The 23,162-nt window shown below is 69.1% G+C and carries 18 protein-coding genes and 2 pseudogenes; 17 read left to right on the top strand and 3 right to left on the bottom strand.

What is annotated here, in order from left to right; genetic code table 11:
• Both CHC04_RS24850 and CHC04_RS08050 read right to left on the bottom strand, forming a co-directional pair.
• On the bottom strand, positions 1-2,471 hold a 2,471-nt coding region (locus CHC04_RS24850), incomplete at its 3' end, for a DUF6185 family protein (protein WP_141233730.1).
• Positions 2,472-2,979: 508 nt separating this feature from the next.
• Positions 2,980-3,276 (bottom strand): annotated as a pseudogene (locus CHC04_RS08050) (hypothetical protein); the annotation flags it as partial.
• A gap of 162 nt (positions 3,277-3,438) precedes the next feature.
• Between CHC04_RS08050 and CHC04_RS08045 the strand changes: the two are divergent.
• Positions 3,439-4,268 (top strand): IS5 family transposase gene (locus CHC04_RS08045; protein WP_089403300.1). Its coding sequence is split into 2 segments (ribosomal slippage): positions 3,439-3,795 and positions 3,798-4,268, totalling 828 coding nucleotides; the frame shifts between segments, so codons are not numbered across the junction.
• 2,568 nt (positions 4,269-6,836) lie between these two features.
• Here CHC04_RS08045 and CHC04_RS23500 read toward each other — a convergent pair.
• Positions 6,837-7,301: a hypothetical protein gene (locus CHC04_RS23500; RefSeq protein ID WP_141233728.1), complete on the bottom strand. Its 465-nt coding sequence runs from the start codon at positions 7,299-7,301 to the stop codon at positions 6,837-6,839.
• Positions 7,302-8,144: 843 nt separating this feature from the next.
• Between CHC04_RS23500 and CHC04_RS23495 the strand changes: the two genes are divergently transcribed.
• The 16 genes and pseudogenes from CHC04_RS23495 to CHC04_RS07970 all read left to right on the top strand — a co-directional run bounded on the left by CHC04_RS23495 (position 8,145) and on the right by CHC04_RS07970 (position 23,117).
• Entirely contained in the window at positions 8,145-8,582 is a 438-nt protein-coding gene (locus CHC04_RS23495; protein ID WP_141233727.1) for a hypothetical protein, read from the top strand.
• Between the two features lie 26 nt (positions 8,583-8,608).
• Positions 8,609-9,175, top strand: a complete 567-nt coding sequence (locus tag CHC04_RS08030; RefSeq protein ID WP_141233726.1) for a hypothetical protein — start codon at positions 8,609-8,611, stop codon at positions 9,173-9,175.
• Positions 9,176-9,544: 369 nt separating this feature from the next.
• Positions 9,545-9,663 (top strand): annotated as a pseudogene (locus tag CHC04_RS25525) (IS5/IS1182 family transposase); the annotation flags it as partial.
• Between the two features lie 199 nt (positions 9,664-9,862).
• Positions 9,863-11,086, top strand: a complete 1,224-nt coding sequence (locus tag CHC04_RS08025; protein WP_089403297.1) for an IS256 family transposase — start codon at positions 9,863-9,865, stop codon at positions 11,084-11,086.
• Positions 11,087-11,418: 332 nt separating this feature from the next.
• Entirely contained in the window at positions 11,419-13,635 is a 2,217-nt protein-coding gene (locus CHC04_RS08020) for an AAA family ATPase (RefSeq protein WP_141233725.1), read from the top strand.
• A 6-nt stretch (positions 13,636-13,641) separates the two neighbouring features.
• A complete protein-coding gene (locus tag CHC04_RS08015; RefSeq protein ID WP_089403295.1) occupies positions 13,642-14,475 on the top strand; it encodes a Pvc16 family protein in 834 nt (277 codons plus the stop codon).
• A gap of 23 nt (positions 14,476-14,498) precedes the next feature.
• Positions 14,499-15,644: a phage tail sheath family protein gene (locus CHC04_RS08010; RefSeq protein ID WP_089403294.1), complete on the top strand. Its 1,146-nt coding sequence runs from the start codon at positions 14,499-14,501 to the stop codon at positions 15,642-15,644.
• A gap of 9 nt (positions 15,645-15,653) precedes the next feature.
• Positions 15,654-16,094, top strand: a complete 441-nt coding sequence (locus tag CHC04_RS08005; RefSeq protein ID WP_089403293.1) for a phage tail protein — start codon at positions 15,654-15,656, stop codon at positions 16,092-16,094.
• Positions 16,095-16,096: 2 nt separating this feature from the next.
• The gene (locus CHC04_RS08000; RefSeq protein WP_217897236.1) at positions 16,097-16,489 is read left to right on the top strand and encodes a hypothetical protein; all 393 of its coding nucleotides are present in this window, start codon (positions 16,097-16,099) and stop codon (positions 16,487-16,489) included.
• A gap of 11 nt (positions 16,490-16,500) precedes the next feature.
• Positions 16,501-16,635 carry a DUF6760 family protein gene (locus CHC04_RS25220; RefSeq protein WP_281252204.1) on the top strand — a complete coding sequence of 45 codons (135 nt, stop codon included), beginning with the start codon at positions 16,501-16,503 and terminating at the stop codon, positions 16,633-16,635.
• 45 nt (positions 16,636-16,680) lie between these two features.
• Complete coding sequence (locus CHC04_RS07995) at positions 16,681-17,640, top strand: eCIS core domain-containing protein (protein ID WP_089403292.1); 960 nt, start codon at positions 16,681-16,683, stop codon at positions 17,638-17,640.
• Position 17,641: 1 nt separating this feature from the next.
• On the top strand, positions 17,642-18,370 hold the full coding sequence (locus tag CHC04_RS07990; protein WP_089403291.1) for a CIS tube protein: 729 nt from the start codon (positions 17,642-17,644) through the stop codon (positions 18,368-18,370).
• Positions 18,367-20,085, top strand: a complete 1,719-nt coding sequence (locus CHC04_RS07985) for a phage baseplate assembly protein V (protein WP_089403290.1) — start codon at positions 18,367-18,369, stop codon at positions 20,083-20,085. Before CHC04_RS07990 ends, CHC04_RS07985 begins: the two co-directional genes overlap by 4 nt.
• A 97-nt stretch (positions 20,086-20,182) precedes the next feature.
• On the top strand, positions 20,183-20,467 hold the full coding sequence (locus CHC04_RS07980) for a hypothetical protein (protein WP_141233724.1): 285 nt from the start codon (positions 20,183-20,185) through the stop codon (positions 20,465-20,467).
• Between the two features lie 11 nt (positions 20,468-20,478).
• Positions 20,479-20,877, top strand: a complete 399-nt coding sequence (locus CHC04_RS07975) for a GPW/gp25 family protein (RefSeq protein WP_089403288.1) — start codon at positions 20,479-20,481, stop codon at positions 20,875-20,877.
• On the top strand, positions 20,874-23,117 hold the full coding sequence (locus CHC04_RS07970; RefSeq protein ID WP_089403287.1) for a putative baseplate assembly protein: 2,244 nt from the start codon (positions 20,874-20,876) through the stop codon (positions 23,115-23,117). Before CHC04_RS07975 ends, CHC04_RS07970 begins: the two co-directional genes overlap by 4 nt.
• Positions 23,118-23,162: the final 45 nt, after the last annotated feature.

Raw genomic sequence — 23,162 nt, 5'->3', positions numbered from 1 at the left:
CCTAGGACAGCCAAATAGCTTGTCACCAGAAGGCCCCAAGACGCTATGTCAAAGGAGGCTTGCCCGAGCAGGCGGGCCAGTAGGCCATTTGCGCTGTCCGCGAGGACAACCACAGCTCCGAGCAGTAGCCCTTTAATGATGCCCCTGCGCCCTGGAATCAGTGTCCAAAATGCCCCGAGACTAAAGCTCGCGGTCAACCAGATCAGTAGCTCAGGGACCATCCAATGCACCACGTCAAGGAAGCCAGCGCCCAACTGCCAAGCTCGATCGAAAGTCCCACTATGCACCCATATGTATCCGTCATAAGCCACAACCGGGACGGCAAGGACCAAACCGACTCGCGCGGCGTAGACAGCATTCGACCACCAGTCCACGCATGGGCCCAGCGAGATAGCCAACTCCTGGTCGCTCAGGCGTCGATCATCTGTTTCTGACGGATCGGAGGGCAGTTGCTCAAATGTACGATGGTGATACCAGGAAAGAACTTCGCGTAGACCGAGCTCCTGCACGTGAACCGCTGGAGTCACATGACCCCGCTCATAACGAGCCTCCATGGCTTGATTCCTTCGCTCCTGAAGGCTCGCTTCACGGCTCCGCAGCAGCAAATCCTTCTGTAGATCGTTGAAGTTTGCGTAAACGCCGGACGGTACGCTCAGCAAGCGTGAATCCTGCGCCCAAGATGCAAGATCCTGCTTCAGTAGATACAAGAAGACTATGGCAGCGAGGAATGCAAGCGGGAAGGATATGGCGCGGTAGGAACCATAGGTTCCGACAACCGCCGCGGCGAAGATGAGGGTGACCAGTCGAAACTCGTCGAGATCGGGAGCGATCCTTTCCAGCGGATCAGCTTGACGGTGGCCGCACCGAGAAGCGAGCACGACAATTGCGCAGGATAGGGCAGCATAGTACAGGAATGGTGGCAGCCAGTGAAGCAAATGGTCCGGAAGCCATGGTAAACGACCCAGGAGCGCATCGCCAAGTTGCTCGGTTGTGTGGGAGCGACCTGGAATAAGGCCGGCTCGGTCCCACCGGACATACTCAACCCACAACCAGTGGCCAGCGATTCCAGAGGCGAGTAGAAGCGCAACGATGACTCGCCGCGCCCTCGTGCGTATGGGTGCTACCCAACGTGAGCCGCCGCCGAGTTCGTCATGCGAGGCTATGAGCAGACGTAGTAGCATGGCGAAGATTAATGCGAAAGCAGCGATTGCGAGCAATACATGGTTAAGGTAACCAAGGAGTCGCAGCTCCGTGACTAGTTCACCACGCTCCATGTTAGTGGGAGCGGTTTCTAGCGTGACCCTCCTAGGCCCAAAGTATGCGACCAGGAACGTCCCAGTCACTGCCGCCACAGCGATCAAGCGGAACCACCCGCGCCAGCCAAGCGTAGCAATAAGCGTTACGAGCGCGTAAAGAGCAACGCTCTCTAGGCGTGCCGAGACCGTCGCTGGCGACTTGTCCACATTAAGTGCGTAGGCGACATCCGCGAGCGTGATGACAAGGGTCGTCAGGATACCGAGACTCGAGACGCGAGCCAGCAATATAGACGGCCCCCGTGGCCCCGACAGGAGCGATGTGCTGCCCGGATTCCGGGGAGCAATTACGGAGCTCCTCAAGCCTCTGGCGCTGAGCAGCAGAAGAGCAAACAGTAGGAGCCAACCATTCTGCGACATCGCAGCGATTGCGACGCCGTCATGCCATTCTTGTAGTGCCAGATACGACCCCGCCGCCGGAGAGGGCTGGAGCTCAAGCCAGAATGCCGCCCCAGGGAGGCTCTCGACTCCTTCTTCGAGTTGGTAAGAAGCCGTGCCATCGGCATGCAACTCGTGCGGTTCGAATGCCGAAGATAGTGTGCGCACCCCGTCTAACCTCAAATTAATGGTCCAAGTACCACCACTCAAGGTGCCGTAGGGAGGGCATATCACCGCAAGCAATTGGCCTGAATCAACGCGGTGAGCTTGAGGTTCCGGGCAGTAACCATTGGGCTCATGCCCGTAGGAGAATGCCCACAGCCCTAAGTCGGCAGGAATAGTCGCAGTGTTTTCGTTGTCGACATAGTCGCTCACGACTATGTCGCCATGAGCGCCTGGCTCGACCTCCACGGTTGGTGGATTCGCTCGGTATGCGGTAGACCAGATTGGCAGAAGGCATTGAATGGCCGCTCGATACTCCTCCGACGCCGGGTCACGCGTCAGGCCCGCAGCGCCCTGCCAATCTTTCGGCAGTGAAATCTCAGTGTCAGCACTGAGGAACGGTTCCTCGTAGTCCGCGGACAACGTCAGGGTGGTGGTAATTTCCGCATCGCGCAATGTCTCATCTCCGCAAGCACCCTGCGCCGATGCTGGCGGTGGTGCATCGCGCGGCCACGTCTTAGGGAAGAGACCTACCAACAGGGTGGCGATCGCAGCCAGTGCAACTACCGCAATCAGAGGCCGTCCGAGCCCCTTGCGCGCGCCCTTCGTCCCGCTCATGGCAAGTCCTCTACGTCGACCACCAACAGATAGCGACGATGACCGAGGTGGGTGTTCATCAGTCGAGCTAGGCTATCAGTAGTATTTGACGCCTGGCTCTACTTCGGCACCTGGAGGCCACAGGCGTGCCGATCTTTGGCGGTCTAGTTCTCGCTCTGGGCACTGCCGGTCCAGCAGCGGCGCGTACAGGGCCGGCCAGACGCCGGCCTCATTCCGGGCCCGTCGCCGCCGCCAGCATGTCGTCCCGGAGTAGTCGACCAGCGTGGTGGGCAATGGGTCCAGGATGGTCGGCGTTGCAGGAACGAAGACGGTCCTAGCAAGTGGCGCCTGGTCGTCGATCGACCGGCGGCCCGAAGAGCGTGGTGCGGGAGGCTTCGGCAGTGGGAGCAGCGGAGCGATCCGCTTCCACATCCCGTCACGGACATGCTCCTCGATCACCCACATCAGGCTGGTCAAGACGCGAGCGGAGGCACGGCTGCCACGCCGAGGTCAGCCACACTTGATGTCTTTAGGACGTTGCGTTAGGTCGTGGGAGGCGGTCGTGCGCGGATGAGGGTGACGGCCAGGTGATCGTCGCGGCCGAGCGGTCGTAGCGCAGCGCCAGGCGTGTAAGGCGGCAGCCAGCCCAAGTGCGTTCGACGACCCAGCGGTGCCGGCCGAGACGAGCGCTGAGGTCCCGCCCGTGCCGGGCGATCATCGCGGTGATCCCGCGGCGGCGCAGGTAGCAGCGGACCCGCGGAATGTCATGGCCCGTCGGCCTGCAGGTTGGCCGGCCGGCGGCGAGATGCCCGCATCCGCCGCGGCGGCAGGGAAGACACCGACGACGACATGCACCGCAACCTGTGCCGATGCCTCGTGGGCGGAGAGAGCCTGACGACCTACTTCCGCAACGACTACTAAGAGGACGTTGCGGAAGTAGGTCCTCGGGCTCTCCCGGTCGCTGACGGCTCCGCGCAGGGTGCCAGGCGTGTCGTCGTCGGTGTCTTCCCCGCCGCCGCGGCTGATCAGTGACGAGCTGTGGGCGCTGGTCGAGCCGCTGATCCCGCCGCGTCCTCCGGCCATCCACGGGAGAACCGGGCGGCCCCGCACCTCCGACCGGGACGTGCTCGAGGGCATCGCCTTCGTGCTCTCCACCGGCATCGGCTGGGCCAAGCTGCCCACCGAGCTCGGCTACGGCTCGGGTTGGACCTGCTGGCGGCGGATGCACGAGTGGGCCGAGGCCGGCGTGTTCGACCGGCTGCACACCGCCGTGCTCGACCGGCTGGGCGAGACCGGCCGGCTGGACTGGTCCCGGGCCAGCCTGGACTCGGTCAGTGTCCGGGCGAAAAGGGGGGTGAGCTGACCGGCCCGCACCCGACCGACCGGGGCATGGCCGGCAGCAAGTACCACCTGCTCGTTGATGCGCACGGGCTGCCGCTGAACGTGCTGGTCTCGGGCGCGAACCGGCACGACAGCATGCTGGTCGAGCCGCTCCTGGACACGATGCCGGCGATCAAACGCGGCGGCCGCGGCCACCCGCGGCGCCGGCCGGTCAAGCTGCACGGGGACAAGGGCTACGACAACCCGCGGGTCCGCCGCTACCTGCGCCGCCGCGGGATCACCGCCCGGATGGCCCGCCTCGGCCGGGACTCCAGCGCTCGTCTGGGCCGGCACCGCTGGGTGGTCGAACGCACGTTGGGCTGGCTGCTGTCCTACCAGCGCCTTGCCCTGCGCTACGACCGTTCCGCCGCGACGATCAACGCGCTGGCCCGCCTGGCCGTGACCCTCATTTGCGCCCGCCGTCTACCGACGAACTAATGCAACGTCTTCTTAGTCGCTTGAGAGCCGGCGTGCGCAGATCAGCGTGACGGCGAGTCGGGTCGGCGCGGTGATGGTCGTGGCGCTACGACCGGGCCGCAGTGACCATCACCGCGCTGGCCCGCCTCGCCGTCATCCTCATCTGCGCCCGACGGCTACCGACAACTAATGCAACGTCTTCGAACTAGTACAGAGGCGCATGGTCGCCGGTGCGACGTTCGATGTCTTTGGGCTCGCTGCGAGTTCGGCCGACCCCAGGCGGCGAAGGGACGCGGGAGCAGAACGTGCTCGAGGAGATTGCCTTCTTCTCTGGCGACGTCCGGGCCATGGCTGCCGACAAACCAAATCCTCCGCATCGGCTGCATGGCACTGCCTGCAGATCAGGAAGTTGAGATCGCCAGCGTCCCTCGTTGACGATCTGGTGACGCCGGTCGGTCACCATCTGAGTACCCCTATGCTGTGAGGGGTCGGGGAAGGACCCGAAATGCGCGTCGTCAACGCCGTCGGGCCGACGGACGCGACTGCGTTGATTCCAGCGGCCTAGCAAGCTAGAGACCATGGCCGATGGTGAGAGCTGAGGCATAGCAGATGTCCACCAGCGACTTTTTCAACAACGCCGCCGCCGTATCTGTCGCACTACTTTTCACCAAGATAGTCTCGCACAACTTGAAAGTTGCCTCGCATGATCGGCAAGGCCGAGTGGTGCCCAATAGATGGCGCTGTCTTCATGTTGCTGCAGTACTCGCGGCCGCAATTGCGTTGACTGCCGCATTGTTCGTCTCATTTGATCACGAGAGTCGCGCGGGATGGCATTGGGCCGTCTGGATCCCTCTAGTCATCTCAGGCGCAATCTTGGTAGCTGATGAGCTGTTCCATGACGTAAGCAGGTTGAAGAAGCGAGGACTATGACGAGGTCCGTAGCCTTGCATCTGGCGCGGCGCTGGGGTGAGGCGTACGTAGTTTCAGCCGTCTTCGGTGGCAGCAAATGCGGCATCAAAGGCCAGGAGTCGCTTCCGGCGCCCGAGTAGGGAGGTGCGCTCTTCCAGATTTCGACAACCCATGATCAAGGCGTATCAGGGCAGATCATTCAACCGACGCCACTTCGGCCGAGCTCCCGGGAGATGTTAATGCGTGACTACGGCGGATCACGAGCACGACGGTGCAGCTCGAAAGACGCGCTTCCACATCGCCGTTTGGACTGGCGGTGGTGGGTGATTGGACGAGCCTGGCTTGCTGCAGAGTTCTGCAGCAAATGTGCGTCAAGAGTTGTTAGGCCGGCAGCTCTTGTCGTACATGCATCGCGGCGGAGGCTGCACTCTCGGAAGCGGATACGATGGGAGGATTATGGGACCGATTGGATGGCCCTAGCGCCAAGGTCTCGATTTAGGCGGTCGCTGACCAAGTTCGAGTTCGACCACGACTGGAACATGATGCTTATCCGTCATGTCCATAAACATCCGCCTGAGTATCGCCTTGGTGTCATGTCCGAAGCCGAACGCCTCCCCGAGTACAAGGATGGACAAGACAATCCTTAGGGGTGCCGTCACAATGTGAGATAGTCAGCGGGTCGGCAGCTGGAGTCGCGGTGTGCGGCGGCGACGTTGGTGCCGTTGTTGGAGTCCCTTCGAGCGCGTGCTCTGGCTTGTGGGAACGAGCCCCGAGGACTGCGACGTCGCCCGCGGGTGGTCGTCCGAGGTCGTAGGTGCTCGCAGCGACGGTCGGGTCCCCAATCGACAACGCATGCGTGCTCGACACCCGCCGGGTCTCGTGCATCGGAGCCCCACAGGCAGCACGAAATCGTCAACTTCGAGAAGGCCTACTCGAACCTGCGCCGCCTGCTGCTTGGCAACCTGGAGGTGACAGCGGAGTCCGGTGGGCTGTGGGTCCGGAGCGCCGCGAACGATGAGATTATGTGGCAGTTGGAAATAGAGCGGTCCATTCGCGGGCTGCCAATCCTGATGCACGAGCAGCCCAGCGCCCACCACTACTCCATCCAGGTCGAGTCGCGCCGCGACGAGGACGGCGCCGACAGGCCCGTCCCGCTCTTGACCATGATGCTCGGCATCACGGCGCCCCCGGACGGCCGTGCCAAGCAACGACCCCCCAGTGCTGAGGCTGCGCCATGCTATGCGTCATCGGCTCATTTTGTTCGGGGACAGGGGTGACGTTCTTGCCTTCTCGACCACTAGAGCAGACAGCGGACTTTGAGAACCACGGTCGTCGAGATTGAACCGGGCGACGGGGCGGCGCTGCGCCGGGGGTGGCTCACAAATCGAAGATAGCCGGCCCATCCGCGACTGGACGCCGGACGGCGAGCCAGTAGCCGACACCACGTTCGCACCGGGTCTGTGGAAGGGGCATATATAGGTGCTGCACATCGCCCAGCTTGCCCTGGAAGAAGGCCGCAGTCACCCGTAGGCTCACCGGCCGGTCCTGAGTGCGACTGGTCCTATCGAGTCTCTACCCTCATATTGGACCGAAAGTGCCTGCGATGCCGAGGACGAACAGCACCGCGCCTAGGGTCACCGTCACCGCGTGCGGGAGGGCGACGTGCGGGTAGAGCCAAATTCAGCGGTTAGCGCCAGGCTTGTCGTTCACGTCCTTCCATGGCTGCGGTACGTGAGGATTGCCCTTAGAGGCACCCCCACGGACTCGTGGACCGGCTGTGCGCCAACTCCAGTCGATGAGAGGTGACGACGCTCGGCCTTTTGAGGTCTGTTGTCCGTACAAGTCAAAAGCTGTGACCTCAATGTCTCCCATTCGGGGATAGTAGCGCATCTGGTGCACTTTTACCGACGCCTCGATCAGCCAGAATGCTAGACCAGAGGCCGTCGCAACGAGAAACAGTCCGTAGTGATCCTGTTGGAAGCCGAGGCCGAGCGTCACCAGGGCGAAGGTCACGCCCCAACTCTTTACTGTCAGTAGTCGTTGATCGAAGGCGGATACGATGTCAGCGATCTGGTAATACTCTTGAATCAGGTCATCGTGCAGGCGCTCAGGCTGGCTCGATGACCCAGCATCGTCAACCCCCATCGCTCACCTCCGATGCCGACGTCGGCCGCCGTTCGATCGGTCCGACGATAGTCGCTCTGGAAATCCTTCACGGCTGAAGTTGAGTGCTGGCTGACAGCCGACGCGGTTTGCGTTATGCCAGGGCAAGCGAAATCCCGAGGCTGGGGGCCGCCCGCCGAAGAGCGCGCCCGCGGGGAGCAGGTGCGGCTGGACGCGGCCGAGTGGATCGAGGAAGGCGCCTGCGACCGAGAGGTGCCCGCCCGATCCCGAGAGACCCGGGTGCTAGGCAACTGGTGGCGCCGCGCGCTGGCCGCTGGTGACCGGGCGGCGCCGGCGGCCAGGTGCCCGGGGGGAGTCCGGTGCAGGGACAGCACTGCTCAACTGGTTGAGCTGCAAGTGCCGTTGGAGGCCGGCCCGGCTGCTGAGGTGGGACGACCAGTGCGGGACGTTGCCGTGCATCGCCGAGGTCGTCTATGCCCGCTTATGCATGGCCTCCACCCTGCCCGGCCTGGATCTGCTGTTGCCACGGCTGGGGTGGAGCGTGCACGTCCTCGCCCGGACCGCTGCTGAGCGCATTGAGAAGCATCGCTTGGCGGGGAGAGACCTGGCCGGAGATCAGAGGACGGCGGCGAACCTGGGCGCCCGGGGAGCCTTCGAAGACGGTCGGCCACGGGGCTGCAAGCCGCCGAAGGGACGCACTTGGGGCCGTCGGGGCTGTACCGCGGTAGTGCAGGCGAGCTCGGCGGGCAGTCCGCGGCTGTCGCTGGCCGCGCTGCTGGCCACCAAGCCTGGCCACCACGCCTGGGCACCGGTGAAGTGACCCCCGTGGGCCGGACGCCTTGGTCGGTCGACGATAACGACGCCGTGGCCGCGTTCCTGGCGCGGATCGCCGAGCTCGGTGCCGGCATGCCGGGATGGGCCTTCACGACCGCGGCGCTCACGTCGGTCGACGGTGCCCGAAATGCCGTCGCGTCGCTTGACCAGCCTGTCGCGGTGCTCCTCGACGAGGGCGGGCCATCCATGATGATCGACCTGAACTTGGGAAAAGCGGAGGCCGGCCTTCCGGCCGGCCTGCCACCGAAGGTCCCTTCTCGGAAGATCCTCGTCGGGGCGCTGGCCTTGTTGGTGGTGGGAGTGCTCGTGCTGGTGGTGGTGCTGGTCCGGCGGCTACCTTCATCCGCCCCGCCCCCTCCGGCTCCGCCGAGCAACTCGGCTCCGGCACCGCACTCGGTGACGGCTCCACCTTCGACGTCGAGATCGACGACGCCGACGGTCGGAGGTGGTCCGGGTCCATCCGGCTGAGTCCTCCCTTGGCCGAGGGTGAGGTCATGAACCCGAGCAGCGAGCCCGAGCATGTGCAGGGTCGCATCGTGGGGTTCCGCGGTCCTCTCATGCGGGCGAGCCAACTTGTCTCGGTCTTGCCGGATCCCCTCGGCCTGCTCGAACGGGCGAGTCAACTGGTCCCCGCCATGCGGTGGGGCTGTCTGATCATGCAGATCAACGACGAACGTGCTCTCGTCGACTTCGTGGGAGCGCACTCCGGTACACGCCTCACGCCCCGACACAAACTCCGTGTTGTCCGCATGGCACCTGATCCCGTGCGATTTCTCTGGAATCATCTGTCCACCGCCGGACGCAGGCTGGACGCTTCGTCGTCGGTCCCCGTTCCCCCGACCGCGGACATTGCATGGGAGCTTGCCCGGCTGAGAGCCCTCTTCGACGAGGTCGACGAGGCCGCCCGGGCCGTCCGACAGGGTCTAGAGCATCTCAGGGCGTCGCATGGCACCACTATGACCGTCGATGACCTGCGGCTGCTGCAGGAACAGCTCCACATCTGTATGTGCAAGGACGCCGCCAGAGACCTGCGCACGTACCTCGACGATCTGCCGCAATAGTGTTCAGCGACGTCCGAGACGTGTCTAGCAGTGATGGTGCCTGACGTTTGTCCGGCCGGCGTCGACAGCAAGCCCCGCCTGCCGGCGGCATCGCGGTCGGACGGCTGGAGGTGGGCCGCCACCCGCGCTCCTACGGGTCGTCGGCGTCAGTGCAGTGACAGATTCCGCCTGCGCTTGCTATGCCGAAGGCCTTTGGCGGCGCGTAGCTGACACGTCTTCAAAGGTGTACGGACGAAGGCCCCGAGGAGTGGCACGCCCGCGGCGGCGTGGGACGCCCAGGCACTTTCCTGGTGGCCTAGATCGAAGACGTTGCGGAAGTAAGTCGTCAGCCTCCAGTTGACGACCCGGCATCGGCGCAGGGGGCGGACCATGTCGTCGCCGGTGTCTTCCCCGCCGCTGCGGCTGATCAGTGGCGAGCTGTGGGCGCTGGTCGAGCCGCTGATCCCCCGCGCCGCCCGCCCATTCGCGGCCGACGTGCGACCGGCCGCAGACAGGGGCGAACGACCCGGCACGGAGCCACTCAAGGAGGAGCGCGTCGATCCGGCGGGTGAGTCACGGTGACGTCTCAGGAAGTGGTGTAGCTGGTCGGAGGTCCTGAGCGCGTCGGCGAGGTGCTGGCGTGCGAGGGGCCACCGCGTGGATGTTCTGCGTGTTCCCGCCAAGGTTCACTCAGAGAAAGGCCACGCGATGGCCCTGGACCAGTCTGCCCTGCTCGACCTCCTCGAGGCACTGAAAGCCGCCGAGGTCGACGACCGGGTTCGGTTGGCGACCGAGACGCTGTATCAGGCGTTGATCGAGGCGGAGCTGACCGCGGTGATCGGCGCCGCCCCGCACGAGCGCACCGAGACCCGCACCGGCCAGCGCAACGGCTCCCGACCCCGCACTCTCACGACCACCGCCGGGGATCTGGAGCTGCGCATCCCCAAGCTGCGCACCGGGTCGTTCTTCCCCTCGCTGCTGGAGCGCCGCCGGAGGATCGACCAGGCACTGTTCGCGGTGGTGATGGAGGCCTATCTGCACGGCGTGAGCACCCGCAAGGTCGACGACCTGGTCCGAGCGCTGGGCGCCGACACCGGCATCTCCAAGTCCGAGGTCTCCCGGATCTGCGCCGATCTGGACGCCGAGGTCACTGCCTTCCGCGACCGCTCCCTGGCCGAGCAGGCCTTTCCCTACGTGTTTCTCGACGCCACCTACTGCAAGGCCCGGGTCAACCGCCGGGTGGTCTCCCAGGCCGTCGTCATCGCCACCGGGGTGGCCGCCGACGGGCATCGGGAGGTGCTCGGCTTCGCCGTGGGCGATTCGGAGGACGGCGCCTTCTGGACCGCGTTCCTGCGCACGCTCAAGGCCCGCGGGCTGGCCGGCACCCAGCTGGTCATCTCCGACGCGCACACCGGCCTGAAGGCCGCCATCGCTGCGGTGCTGCTCGGCGCGGCCTGGCAGAGGTGCCGGGTGCACTTCATGCGCAACGTCTTGGCGCGGGTGCCCAAGGGCAACGCCGAGATGGTCGCCGCCGCGATCCGCACGATCTTCGCCCAACCGGACGCCGAGCACGTCCGCTCCCAACTCGATGTCATCGCCGGCATGCTCGGCCGCCAGTTCCCGGCCGTCGAGGCGATGCTGCGCGACGCCTGCGAGGACCTACTCGCCTTCACCGTCTTCCCGATCGGCCATTGGAAGAAGATCTGGTCGACCAATCCGCTGGAGCGGCTGAACAAGGAGATCAAGCGGTGCACCGACGTCGTCGGCGTCTTTCCCAACCCCGCCGCCCTGCTGCGCCTGGCCGGCGCGGTGCTGGTCGAGGCGCACGACGAATGGCAGGTGAGCGACCGCCGCTACCTCTCCGAGGGCTCCATGGCCCTGCTCAATCGGCCCGACGAGGAGGTGGCGCAGCCGGCACTGATCGCGTCATAGTCCAACCCGCAGAACCTCCGCACGGCCGCGAGCTACACCACCAGCGGGGACGTCACCGCGCAGGGCCGCCGCCTCCCTGATCGTCCGTGGCTCCCGGCTCCACCACCGCCTCGACAGTGTCCTGCTGCCCGATAACGGTGGTTGTGTCGAAGTAGCGGCAGCAGTGCGGCACTTGCCACTTCACCAGATGCGTCCTGACCAGATGCGTTCTGACCGGGCACGGGCTGCCGCACAAGTACGCAGATCTACGTATGGGGCGATTGTCACGAAGACCGGGATGCTGACCCCGGCAGGCGCGGTGCGCGGGCGCTCGGGGCGCGGGAGCGGGAGTCGTGGGAGCCGATGGGGGTCTGTCGCCGGTGACGGGCGTCGCCGGTGACCCGGTGCCGGCGCCGGCGCCGGCGTGCGGCCTCGCCGCCCTGGCTCGGTTGGACGCGCTGCTCGGGCGCGGCGTGGCCGCCGCGCGCGTGGCCTACGGTGTCGATGCCGCGGCCGACGCCTTCCGGGGCCTCTACGTCAGCACCCAGCAGGCGGAGCGCGCGCTCGACGGAGCGCCCGGCCGCCCGCTCGTCACCGGTCGCGAGCCGGTCCGGCCCGGATGGGCGGCGATCGTCGCCGACGACCCAGGCTGGGCGTGGCTGCGGGAGCACCACTCGCTCACCGACCTCGACCTCGACGTCGTGCTCCTCGCTCTCGGCCCCGAGGTCGACCGGCGCTACGAGCGGCTCTACGGCTATCTGCAGGACGACGTCAACCGCCGCCGGCCCACCGTCGACCTCGCGCTGGACCTGCTCACCGGCACCGTGCAGGAGCGCCTCGCCGCCCGCGGTGCGTTCGGGACGGCCGCGCCGCTGCTGGCAGAGCGCCTGATCCGACTGGTGCCCGACCCCCGGGCGGTCGCGCCGCCGCTGCTCGCGCACGTGATCGTGCCCGACGAGCAGATCGTGGACGCGCTGCTCGGGCGGCCCGCCGGGCTGGACCGGCGGCTCACCGGGGCGTGCCGGCTGACCACACCGCACGACGCGGAAGAGACGCCGGAGACCGCCCTGGCCGAGGACGATCTCCGGGCGCTGCGGCGCGCGGTGGGCGCAGCGTGGGGGGCGCGGCCGCTGCGGCTGCACCTGCGCGGCCCGGAGGGGTCCGGACAGGGGGCCGTCGCCGCGATGCTCGCGGCGACCGTCGGCGGCCCCCTGCTCGAGCTCGACCTCGCCGCTCTGCCGGCCGACGACACCGCACCGGAGATCGTCGCCCTGGCCGTCCGCGCGGCCGCACTGCACGGGGCGCTGCTGCACGTGCGCGACGTGCCGGCCGTGCGCACGCCCGAGCACCGGGCCACCCGCGCTGCGCTGGCCGAGCAGCTGGCCCGGCACCGGGGCGTGGTGCTGCTGTCGGGCGCGCAGCCGTGGGCGCCGCTGGGGCGGGAGCCGCTGGGCGTGCTGGAGATGCCGTGCGCCCCGGACGACGCCCGCAGCCGCCGGGGCGTGTGGGTGCGAACCCTGCACCGCCACGGCGTCCCGGTTGCAGCGGACGTGCTGGACGCGCTTGCCGACCGGTTCGTCCTCGGTCCCGCACGGATCGACGACGCCGTCCGGACCGCACTGACCGCCGCGCACTGGCGGGCCGCCGCGGCCGGGGCGGCGACGCGGGCGGCCCCGACCAGTGGGGAGCTGTTCGCGGCCGCCCGCCGCCAGACCGGGGAGGCGCTCGCCGCGCTGGCCCGTCGCGTCGACCTCGTCCACGGCTGGTCCGACCTGGTTCTGCCCGACGACTCCACGGCCGCGCTGCACGAGATGTGCAGCCGCGTGGCGCACCGGCCGCGCGTCCTGTCCGACTGGGGCTTCGGCCGGGCGCTGTCGCACGGCAAGGGCATCAGCGCGCTGTTCCACGGCCCGCCCGGCACCGGCAAGACGACGGCCGCCGCGGTGATCGCGCGTGAGCTGGGGCTCGACCTGTTCGCCATCGACCTGGCCGGGGTCGTCGACAAGTACATCGGCGAGACCGAGAAGAACCTGGAGCGGCTGTTCACGGCCGCGGAGGAGTCGAACGCCATCCTGCTGTTCGACGAGGCGGACGCCCTGTTCGGCAAGCGTTCGGACGTCCGCGACTCCCACGACCGCTACGCCAACATCGAGATCTCGTACCTGCTGCAGCGCATGGAGCAGTACGAGGGGCTCACCATCCTGGCCACCAACCTCCGCCAGCACCTCGACGACGCCTTCACCCGCCGCCTGCAGTTCGTCGTCGAGTTCCCGTTCCCCGACGAAGCGGAGCGCGCGCGGATCTGGGAGGTCTGCTTCCCGCCCGGGGTGCCGCGCGACCCCGGCATCGACCTGCCCCGCCTCGCCCGCGACTACCGGCTCGCCGGCGGCAACATCCGCAACATCGTGCTCGGCGCGGCCTTCCTCGCGGCCGCCGACGACACCCCCGTCACCATGGCGCACCTGCTGGCCGCCACCCGCCGCGAGCACCAGAAGATGGGCCGGCTCATGCCCGCCTCGTCCTCGGTCGCAGCGTCCTCGGTCGCACCAGCCGACCCGGACGGGAGGTGACGGACCGTGTTCGCCGACCTCGACGCCACGTTGCGGGCGATACTGGACGACCCGGCCGCCCCCGCGCCGGTGCGCGCCGCCGAGGTCAGCTTCGACCCGCCCGACCGCGACTTCACCCCCGGGCAGGCGACGGTGAACCTGTTCCTGCACGAGGTGGTGGAGAACCGCGGGCTGCGCGAGACCGGGCCGTTCGTCGAGCGCGACGGTCCCGGGGAGGCCGCCGGTTACCGCTTCACGGCGCCGCCGCTGCGCGTCGACTGCACCTATCTGGTCACCGCGTGGTCGGCGCGCACGCGCGAGGAGAAGACCGAGGAGGAGCACACGCTGCTCGGAACGGCCTTGCTGTGGCTGGCCCGGTTCGTGGTCGTCGACGACCGCTTCCTGCAGGGCACCCTGGCGGACCCGCCGCAGCCCTACCCGCTGTCGCTCACCGTCGCGCAGACCCGCGAGCACCCGGGTGCCGGGGAGTTCTGGAGCGCGCTCGGCGTGGCCCCGCGCCCGGCGTTCTCCCTGACCGTCACGGTCTCCCTGCAGCCCGTCGAGGACGAGGCGGAGTTCCCTGCGGTGCAGGAGATCCACCCCGTGATGGTGTCGCGGACGGACCCGGTGCTGACCGGCCGCGTGCTCGATGCCGCGCTGGCGCCGGTGCCGGGTGCGCAGGTGACGGTCGTGGAGGCGGGCCGGGACACCACGGCGGACGCGACCGGCCGGTTCACCGTCGCCGGCCTCGCCTTCAGGCGCTACACGCTGCGCGTGGTCGCCGGGACGCACGACGAGAGCAGGACGGTGGACTACGGCGCCGCCAGCCAGGTCCACGACATGGTCCTGCCGGATTCCTGACCGCAGGGGATGAGGAGGAGCCGATGGCAAGCTTCGAGGACAAGGCGCCGGGCGTCTACGTCGAGGAGATCACGCCCGCCGGGCCGATCGCCGGCGTCGGGACGAGCACGGCGGCGTTCATCGGGCAGGTGACGAGGCCGCCAGCGGACGCCGACCTGGCCAAGCCCGTCCCGATCACCAACTGGACGGAGTTCACCGACGAGTTCGACGCGTACAAGGCCGGGCTGAACCTGCCGTTCGCCGTGCGCGGGTGGTTCGAGAACGGCGGCGCGTTCGCGTACGTGCTGCCGGTCAAGGACAACGCGGGCATCGCGGACGCGGTGAAGCAGCTCACGCGCCTGGCCGACGTCAGCCTCGTGTGCCTGCCGGGCGTGGTCGACCCCGTGCAGCAGTCCCTCGTGCTGGCGCACTGCGAGGCGATGGGCGATCGGTTCGCCGTGCTCGACGGCGCGCGGGACACGGACCCGCTCAAGTCCGACGGCCCGCTGCAGAAGCAGCGCGGCGGCCTGCTCTCCAAGAGCGGATTCGGCGCGCTGTACTGGCCGTGGATCAGGATCGACGACCCGCTGGCCCCGCTCGACAAGCCGGCGCAGATCCCGGTGCCGCCGTCGGGGCACGTCGCCGGGATCATGGCCCGCAGCGATGCGCAGGTCGGGGTGCACAAGGCCCCCGCAAACGAGGTGGTTCGCGGCGCCCGCGACCTCGACTACCTGCTGAACGACGAGGAGCACGGCAAGCTCAACCAGGCCAACATCAACGCGATCCGCCGGTTCCCGGGACGGCAGCCGCTGGTGTGGGGGGCACGCACGCTGACCGACGGCACCCCGTGGCGCTACGTCAACGTGCGGCGGCTGGTCAGCTTCGTGGAGGACTCGATCCGCGAGGGCGTGCGCTGGGCGGTGTTCGCCCCGAACAACACCACGCTGTGGAAGGGGCTCGAGCGCTCGATCACCGAGTTCCTCACCCGCGTGTGGCAGTCGGGGGCGCTGTTCGGCCGCACGGCGAAGGAGGCCTTCTACGTCAAGATCGACGAGGAGCTGAACCCGTCCGCGGTGCGCAACCTGGGCCAGGTCGTCGTCGAGATCGGACTGGCGGCGGTGCGCCCCGCCGAGTTCGTCGTCGTGCGGCTCGGGCTGTGGGACGGCGGCTCGCGGATCAACGAGGGATAGGGGCGATCCATGGCACAGACCGGACAGCGGGTGGACCCGCTGCGCAGCTTCAACTTCCTGGTCGAGCTCGACGGGATCGCCCAGGCGAGCTTCCAGGAGTGCACCGGCCTCGGCTCGACGACCGAGGTGATCGAGAACCGGGAGGGAGGCGACAACACGACCGTGCGCAAGCTGCCGGGGAAGACCACCTTCTCCGACATCACCCTCAAATGGGGGCTGACCGGCTCGATGGAGCTGTGGCTGTGGCGCCAGCAGATCATCGACGGCACGGTCGCGCGCAAGAACGGCTCGATCGTCGTCTACGACCTGGCCAACCGCACCGAGGTGACGCGCTGGAACTTCGTCAGCGCGTGGCCCACGAAGTGGGAGGGCCCGGCGTTCAACGCGAAGGGCGCCGACATCGCCGTCGACACCCTCGTGCTGGCGCACGAGGGCATCACGCGGGTCTGACCGTGGGCGCATCGGGAACCTCGTCGGCGACCGAGCTGGTCACGGAGGTGGAGTTCGAGCTGCCCCGCGGCTACGTCGACGCCGACGGCGACCTGCACCGGCGCGGCGTGATGCGGCTCGCGACCGCAGCGGACGAGATCTACCCGCTCAAGGACCCGCGGGTGCAGAACTGGCCCGCCTACCTGATCGTCATCCTGCTCGCCCGCGTGGTGACGAAGCTGGGACGGCTGCCGGAGGTGAACCCCGGTGTCATCGAGGGCCTGTTCTCCGAGGACCTGGCGCACCTCCAGGACCTCTACAACCGGATCAACGGGCTGACGCCGACGACGGTCGCCTCCGAGTGCGCCCGCTGCGGGCACGTGCAGCAGGTGGAGGTGCCGCTGCTGGGGGGGTGAGGGGCTACCCCGTGGATCGGGTCCACCAGGAGGTGGCCTTTCTCGGACGACATGTCCACTGGACCCTGCACGAACTGCTGACCCTCGACCACGGCACGCGGCTGCGCTGGGTGGACGAGGTGGCGCAGTCGATTGAGAACGACTGACCGCGGAAGGACCGGTCGAGGACGACGGCGAGGGGAGGGACGGGCTTGGCGCACGACGAACTGGACGGGGACCGCCTGGAGGACCGGCCGCCGACCCTGGGCGAGCTGCTCGACGCCCGCGCGCGGCGGGCCGCCGTGCGGCTGCTGCCCGCGCTGCCCTGGGCGGCGCCCCTGCGCGTGCTGCACGCCCACCTCGCCGCGTTGGCTCCACCGAACGGTCGGTTCGACCGCATCGAGGTCCGCCCCGGGCAGGCGCTCCCGCGCCCGGAGCACCCCGGGCGACACGTCCCGGCACCGCCCGCACCCGGGCCCGCCCCGGCGCCGCCCGCGCACGACGGCGCCGCGCCGGAGGGTCGCCCGCTGCCCCCGGACGTGCGCGGCCGGCTGGGTGACGTCCTGGCCGACGGTCCGACCGCAAACGGTGGCGCCGGGGCCGTCCGGGGCGAGGTCGGGCGCGCGGCGGCGGGCGCGCTGCGCGTGCACGACGACGAGGCGGCCGACCGGCTCGCCCGCGCGCACCGCGCCGACGCGGTGACCGTCGGCCGCGACGTCGCCTTCCGCCGGGGCCGCTACCGCCCGCGCGACGACGCCGGGTTCGCCCTGCTGGTGCACGAGGCCACGCACGTCCTCGCCTTGCTCGAACCGGGGGCGGCGTGGCAGCGCGCCACCAGCGGGGGTCGTCGCGACGAGGAGGCGCGGGCGCAGGAGGGCGAGCGCGCCGGCCTGGCCGCGGCGCGCCTCCCCGCCGTCACCCCTCGCACCGGTCGGCCGGCCCCGCCACCGACGACCCCAAACCCGGCCGCGTACCCCGGCCCCGCCCCGCACCTCGCGCACGCCGCGCACCCCGCCCCCGCCGCCCCCCCGGCCGCGCACCCGATGACCGCGGTGCAGGGCCGCGACGTCGCCCCCGCGAGCGCGGCGGCACCCGACCTCGCGGCGCTGCGCAACGGGCTGATCGAGGAGCTGATGCGCCGGTTGCGGACCGAGTTCGAGCGGGGGGCCTGAAATGGCGGCGCGCAGCACCAGCGAGCTGGCGAAGGCGTTGATCATCAACACCGCGACCAACGTGAGCCTTCCGGTGATGTTCAACCCCGAGGAACTCAAGCTCGAGCAGGGCAACACCTTCGCCGAGGTCGGCATCCCCGGGCTGGACGCGCCGCCGGTGCAGTACGTGCGCGGCAAGGGCCGGGTGCTGACCATGGACCTGTTCTTCGACACGTACGGCGCTCGCACCGCGGACGGCGGCGTCGTCGACGTCCGCTCCGCGACGCTGCCAATCGTCGCCCTGCTCGACAAGCAGCCGGGCACCTTCGCCCCGCCCGTCCTGGTGTTCTCGATGGGGCCGTTCCAGCTGCAGTGCGTGCTGGTCGAGGCCGGGCAGCGGTTCACGATGTTCGCGCGCGACGGCACGCCCGTGCGCGCGACGCTGTCGGTGCGGTTCCAAGAGTTCGTCCGGGTGGACGTCGAGGTCCGCCGCGGGCTGTTCTTCGGGTCGCCGACGGTCTCTGCGGTGGCGACCGCCGCCGTGGGCGCCGCCCGCGACGTGCTCTCGGGCTCGTCCACCGTGCACTTCACCATCGCGGGCGACACGCTCAGCGGGCTGGCCGCCGCCTTTCTGGGCGACCCCGCACTGTGGCGCGACATCGCCCGCGCGAACGACCTCGACGACCCGTTCGACCTGCCGCCGGGGCGCCCGCTGGTGATCCCCGTCCCGGGTGTCGGGAGGCGGCGATGACCGAAGCGTTCTTCGCGCCGCGGTTCGAGGTCCGCCTCTCGGGCCTCCGGCTCGCCGCTGACCTCGCCGACCAGGTGACGAGCCTGGTCGTCGAGACCGACCTCGACCTCGCCGGCACGTTCGCGCTGACCGTGCGCAACCCGGACAACACGCTGCTGGACTCGGCACTCCTCGACCTGGGCAAGACCGTCGAGATCCACCTCGGCTACGGCGCCGACCTGAAGCCGGCCTTCCTCGGCGAGGTCACCGCGATCGAGCCGTCGTTCCCGCAGGACGGCAGCCCGACGATCAAGGTCGCGGGCTACGACAAGTCGTACAAGATGCGCCGGTCGTTCCCGACACCGGTCTCCTACAAGTTCACCAACGACAGCCTGATCGCTGCCAAGCTCGCGGTGACGAACGGGCTGGTCCCGGTGGTGGACCCCACGCCCGGGCTGGAGAAGCAGGTCGACCAGGCGGGCGAGAGCGACATGGCCTTCCTCAAGGCACGCGCCCGCAAGCGCTTCTTCGACGTCTACGTCGAGTGGGACCGGCTGCACTTCCAGTTCCCCCGGCCGCGCACCGCCGCGCACGTCCTGCAGTGGGGCAGAAACCTCTCGAGCTTCAACCCCCGCATCTCGGCGGCCGGGCTGGCCGGCCTGCAGGTGGTGCGCAGCTACAACCAGGAGCTGGCGCAGACGATCTACGGCGCCGCGCTGGCGCTGGACATCGACCGCAACAACCTGATCGAGCGCCTCGGGAGCTCCGCGCTGGACCTGATCGGCTCGCTGGTGCGCCAGGGCGTCCTGGAGGATCAGATCGACAACCCGCTCGACGCCCTCGCGGTGGCCAAGGCGCTGCTTCAGAACCTGCTCGACGGCATGTACGAGGGCACCGGCTCGTGCGTGGGGCTGCCGGACCTCACGGCGGGCGACTACCTGGAGATCCGCGGCGTCGGGAAGCGCTTCGGCGGGACGTTCCGGGTCCGCAAGGTCGCCCACCGGATCGACGGCAGCGGGTTCACCACCGACTTCTCGATCTCGCAGGCGGGCAACTCCAGCCTGATGGGCCTGCTGCGCAAGCAGGTCACGAAGGAACCGCCACCGGACGCGCCCAAGACGTTCAGCGGCGTCGCGGTGGGCACCGTCACGGCGGACCGCGAGATCAGCGACCCCCCCGAGCCGCTGCTCGGGCGCGTCAAGGTCAAAATCCCGGCGATCTCCGACGAGTACGTCAGCTCCTGGGCGCCGTGCGTGCGGCCCATGGGCGGCTCGGGCACCGGGTTCTACGCGCTCCCCGAGGAGGGCGAGCAGGTGCTCGTCACCTTCGCGGGCGGCGACCTCAACAAGCCGTTCGTGCTGGGCAGCATGTGGAACGCCAAGCAGCTCCCTCCGGTCCGCGACATCGAGGGGCGCAACGACAAGCGCGTCATCAAGAGCCGCTCCGGGCACACGATCACCTTCGACGACACGAAGGGCGCGGGGAAGCTCGTGATCGAGGACTCCGCGGGCAGCGCGGTCACGCTGAACGCCGTGGACGGCACCACACCCGACGCGGGTCGGCTGGTGATCAAGGACTCCACGGGCAGCACGGTCACGATGAACGCCAAGGACGGCTCGATCACGATCGAGGCCAAGCAGAACCTGACGATCCGGGCGGGCGGCACGCTGACCCTGGAGGCGGCCGGGAAGCAGACCGCGATCGTGATGGACGCGACGCAGGTGAAGGTCACGTGAACGGTTGCGAGGAGAGGGGTGGCTGCCGATGGCAAGCGTGGTGACCAGGGCGAGCACGGTCTCGTGCGGGCACGTCCTGCCGCCCAAGCTCGGGAAGGTGGAGCTGACCAGCACCGCCAAGCTCAAGGTCGGCGACAACCCGGTGGTGCTCGGCATCTCGGGGGCGACGGTCGGCGACTGCGGCACGGTGGCCGACCCCAATACCAGCACGAAGCCGTGCACAACGGCGACGGCGGCCGCGGGCTTCGCGACCAAGCTCAAGGTCGGTAACCAGCCGGTGCTGCTCGAGACGCTCTCCGGCACGACCGATGGCACCGTCTCGGGCACGCCGCAGACCGCGCTCGCCTGGAAGGCGCCCCTGACCAAGCTCCAGGCGTCCTGAGGGGGAGTGTGATGAGTGTCGAGTACTACGGCCGGGGCCTGGCCCTCCCGGTCCAGGTCGGGCTCGCCGGGCTCGGGCAGTCGGCGGGCGTGGCCAAGGTCGAGGAGTCGATCCGGATCATCCTCGGCACGCAGCACGGGGAGCGGGTCATGCGCCCCCGCTTCGGCAGCAATCTCGGCAGCCTCGCTTTCGCGCCGAACAACACCTCCACGGCCAACCTCGCCCGCTACCACGTCGAGGAGGCGCTGGGGCGCTTCGAGCCGCGCATCGAGCTGGTGGCCGTCGACGTCGAGAACACCCGCGACGAGCGCGGCTCCGAACTGCTGCTGATCCACATCACCTACCGGCTGCGGGCGACCCAGGACGTCCGCACGCTGGTCCACCCGTTCGCCCTGGAGCGACCCCGATGACCGGACCCGCACCCAACCCCGGCGGTCGCCTGGCCTACACCTCCGCGCGCGGGCGCATCGTCCCGCCCGACCTGGACGACCGTACGTGGCAGGACCTCGTCGACCAGATGCACGCGCTGATCCCGCGCTACGCCCCGGCGTGGACCGACCACAACCCCAGCGACATCGGCGTCGCGCTGATCGAGCTCTTCGCGTGGCTGGCCGAGGGCGTGATCTACCGGCTGAACCGGGTGCCGGACAGGAACTACGTCGCGTTCCTGAACCTGCTCGGCATCACCCGCGACCCGCCGAACCCCGCGCACACCCACCTGACCTTCAGCGCCACCCGCACGATCACCGTGCCCGCGGGCACGCAGGCCCAGACCGACGCCCGGGAGGGCGAGCGGCCGGTGGTGTTCGAGACCGACGAGGCCGTCGACGTGCTGCCGACCAACCTCGTCGCCGCCGTGCTCGTCACGCCCGCGAGCCCGCAGCCCCGCTACGACGACGTGACCACCGCGGTGGTCGGGCCGCCGGCGAGCACGCTGACGGTGACGCTGCCGCCCAACGGCATCGCGCAGCTCTGCCTCGGGTTCGACGCGCCCACCACGGACACGCTGCGGCTGCGGCTGCGGCTGTTCCCGCCGCTCCTCGGTCCGGCCACCCCGGGCGGCGCGGCGCCGGTCACGGTCGCGTGGGTCTCCTCCCGCGGTACGGACCAGCCGCTCGCCTGGCCGGCCGTCCCCGGCGCGACCGACGACACGGCGGGGCTGCGCCAGGACGGCACCGTGCTGCTCGCGCCGCCTGCCGACTGGGCGGAGCAGCGAGCAACGGCCCCGCCGTCGGGCGGCCCGCCAGCCACCACCTGGACCGTGACCCCGAACGACCCGCGGGCGGTCGTGACCCGGCCGCTGCGCTGGATCGGGGTGCGCCTGACCAACACCGTGGCGACCGCGCAGGTCGTGGGCGTGGACCGGGTGCTGTTCAACGCCGCGCTCGCCCGCACCGCGCTGACCGTCCGCGCCCCCGAGCTGCTCGGCGAGAGCAGCGGGGCGCCGTTCCAGACCTTCGCGCTGGCGAACCGGCCGCTGCACCGCGGGGGGAACCTCGACGACCCCTACGGCCACCTGGTCGTCCAGGTCGGCCCGGGCGACCCGGCGCCGTGGGAGACCTGGGCGGCGGTCGACGACCTGCCGTCCGGGTCGGGGCGCGTCTACCGCCTCAACCCCGTCACGGGAGAGGTGACGTTCGGCAACTTCGACGAGCGCGCCGGCTCCGGTCACGGCTCGATTCCCCCGGCCGGGAGCCAGGTCCGGGCGCTGACCTACCGCTACGTGGGCGCGGGGGCCGCGGGCAACGTCACCGCGGACCGGGTCCGCGTGCTGAGCAGCATCGTGACCGGGGTCGCAGCGGTGACGAATCCCGGCCCGGGGCGCGACGGCGCGGACGAGGAGCCGATCGAGGAGACGATGCGGCGGGCGCCGGACCAGCTGAAGATCCGCGATCGCGCCGTCACCGCCGAGGACTACGAGTTCCTCGCGCGCGAGGCCAGCAACGAGGTGTTCGCCAGCCGGTGCCTCACCCCCCGCTTGCAGGTGGTGCAGGGACCGAACGTGCCGAACCCGAACGGCGGCGCGCCCGTCCCGGCGTGGCGGCCGGGCGACCCGTGGACCTACGCCGGGATCCGCCGCGCGCCCGGCAACGTCACCGTGGTGATCGTCCCCCGCCAGGACGTGGCCCGGCCCGATCCGGGTCCGGACCTGCTGCGCGAGGTGGCAGCCCACCTCGACCGGCGCCGCGACCTCACCGCGCACCTGGACGTGGTCGGGCCACGCTACCTGCCGGTGCTCGTCCAGGTGACGGTGCGGATCTGGCCCCAGGCGCGCAGCGCGGGCGTCGACCCGGAGAAGGTGAAGGCTCGCATCCGGGAGCGGATCACCGCGTTCCTGCACCCGACCCAGGGCGGGCCCGCGGGGCAGGGCTGGCAGGTGGGCCAGCACGTCTTCAGCTCGGACCTGTTCCGGGCGATCATGCCCCCCGACGACATCGGGTTCATCGCCACGCTCGGGATCAGGCCAGGCGTCCCGCTCTACCACCTGCCCCCGCTCAACCCGGGGGGCACCCCGACGAACTTCAACGCGGACCTCGAGCGGCCGTTCCCGCTGTCGGACTTCGGCGCCACAGTGCAGGTCGCCGACTACGAGCTGGTGTGCGCGCCGGACCCGGCCCTGCACGACGTCAAGCACGCGGACGCGATCTGACGCGGGGGGAGCGGACATGAGCGAGCTTGCGAGCGAATCATCCAA

The organism is Geodermatophilus saharensis, from assembly GCF_900188205.1.
In the GTDB taxonomy this organism is placed as follows: Bacteria; Actinomycetota; Actinomycetes; order Mycobacteriales; family Geodermatophilaceae; genus Geodermatophilus; species Geodermatophilus saharensis.
Note: the sequence above shows the minus strand (reverse complement) of the source record. Positions and strands in the feature narration are given on the sequence as shown.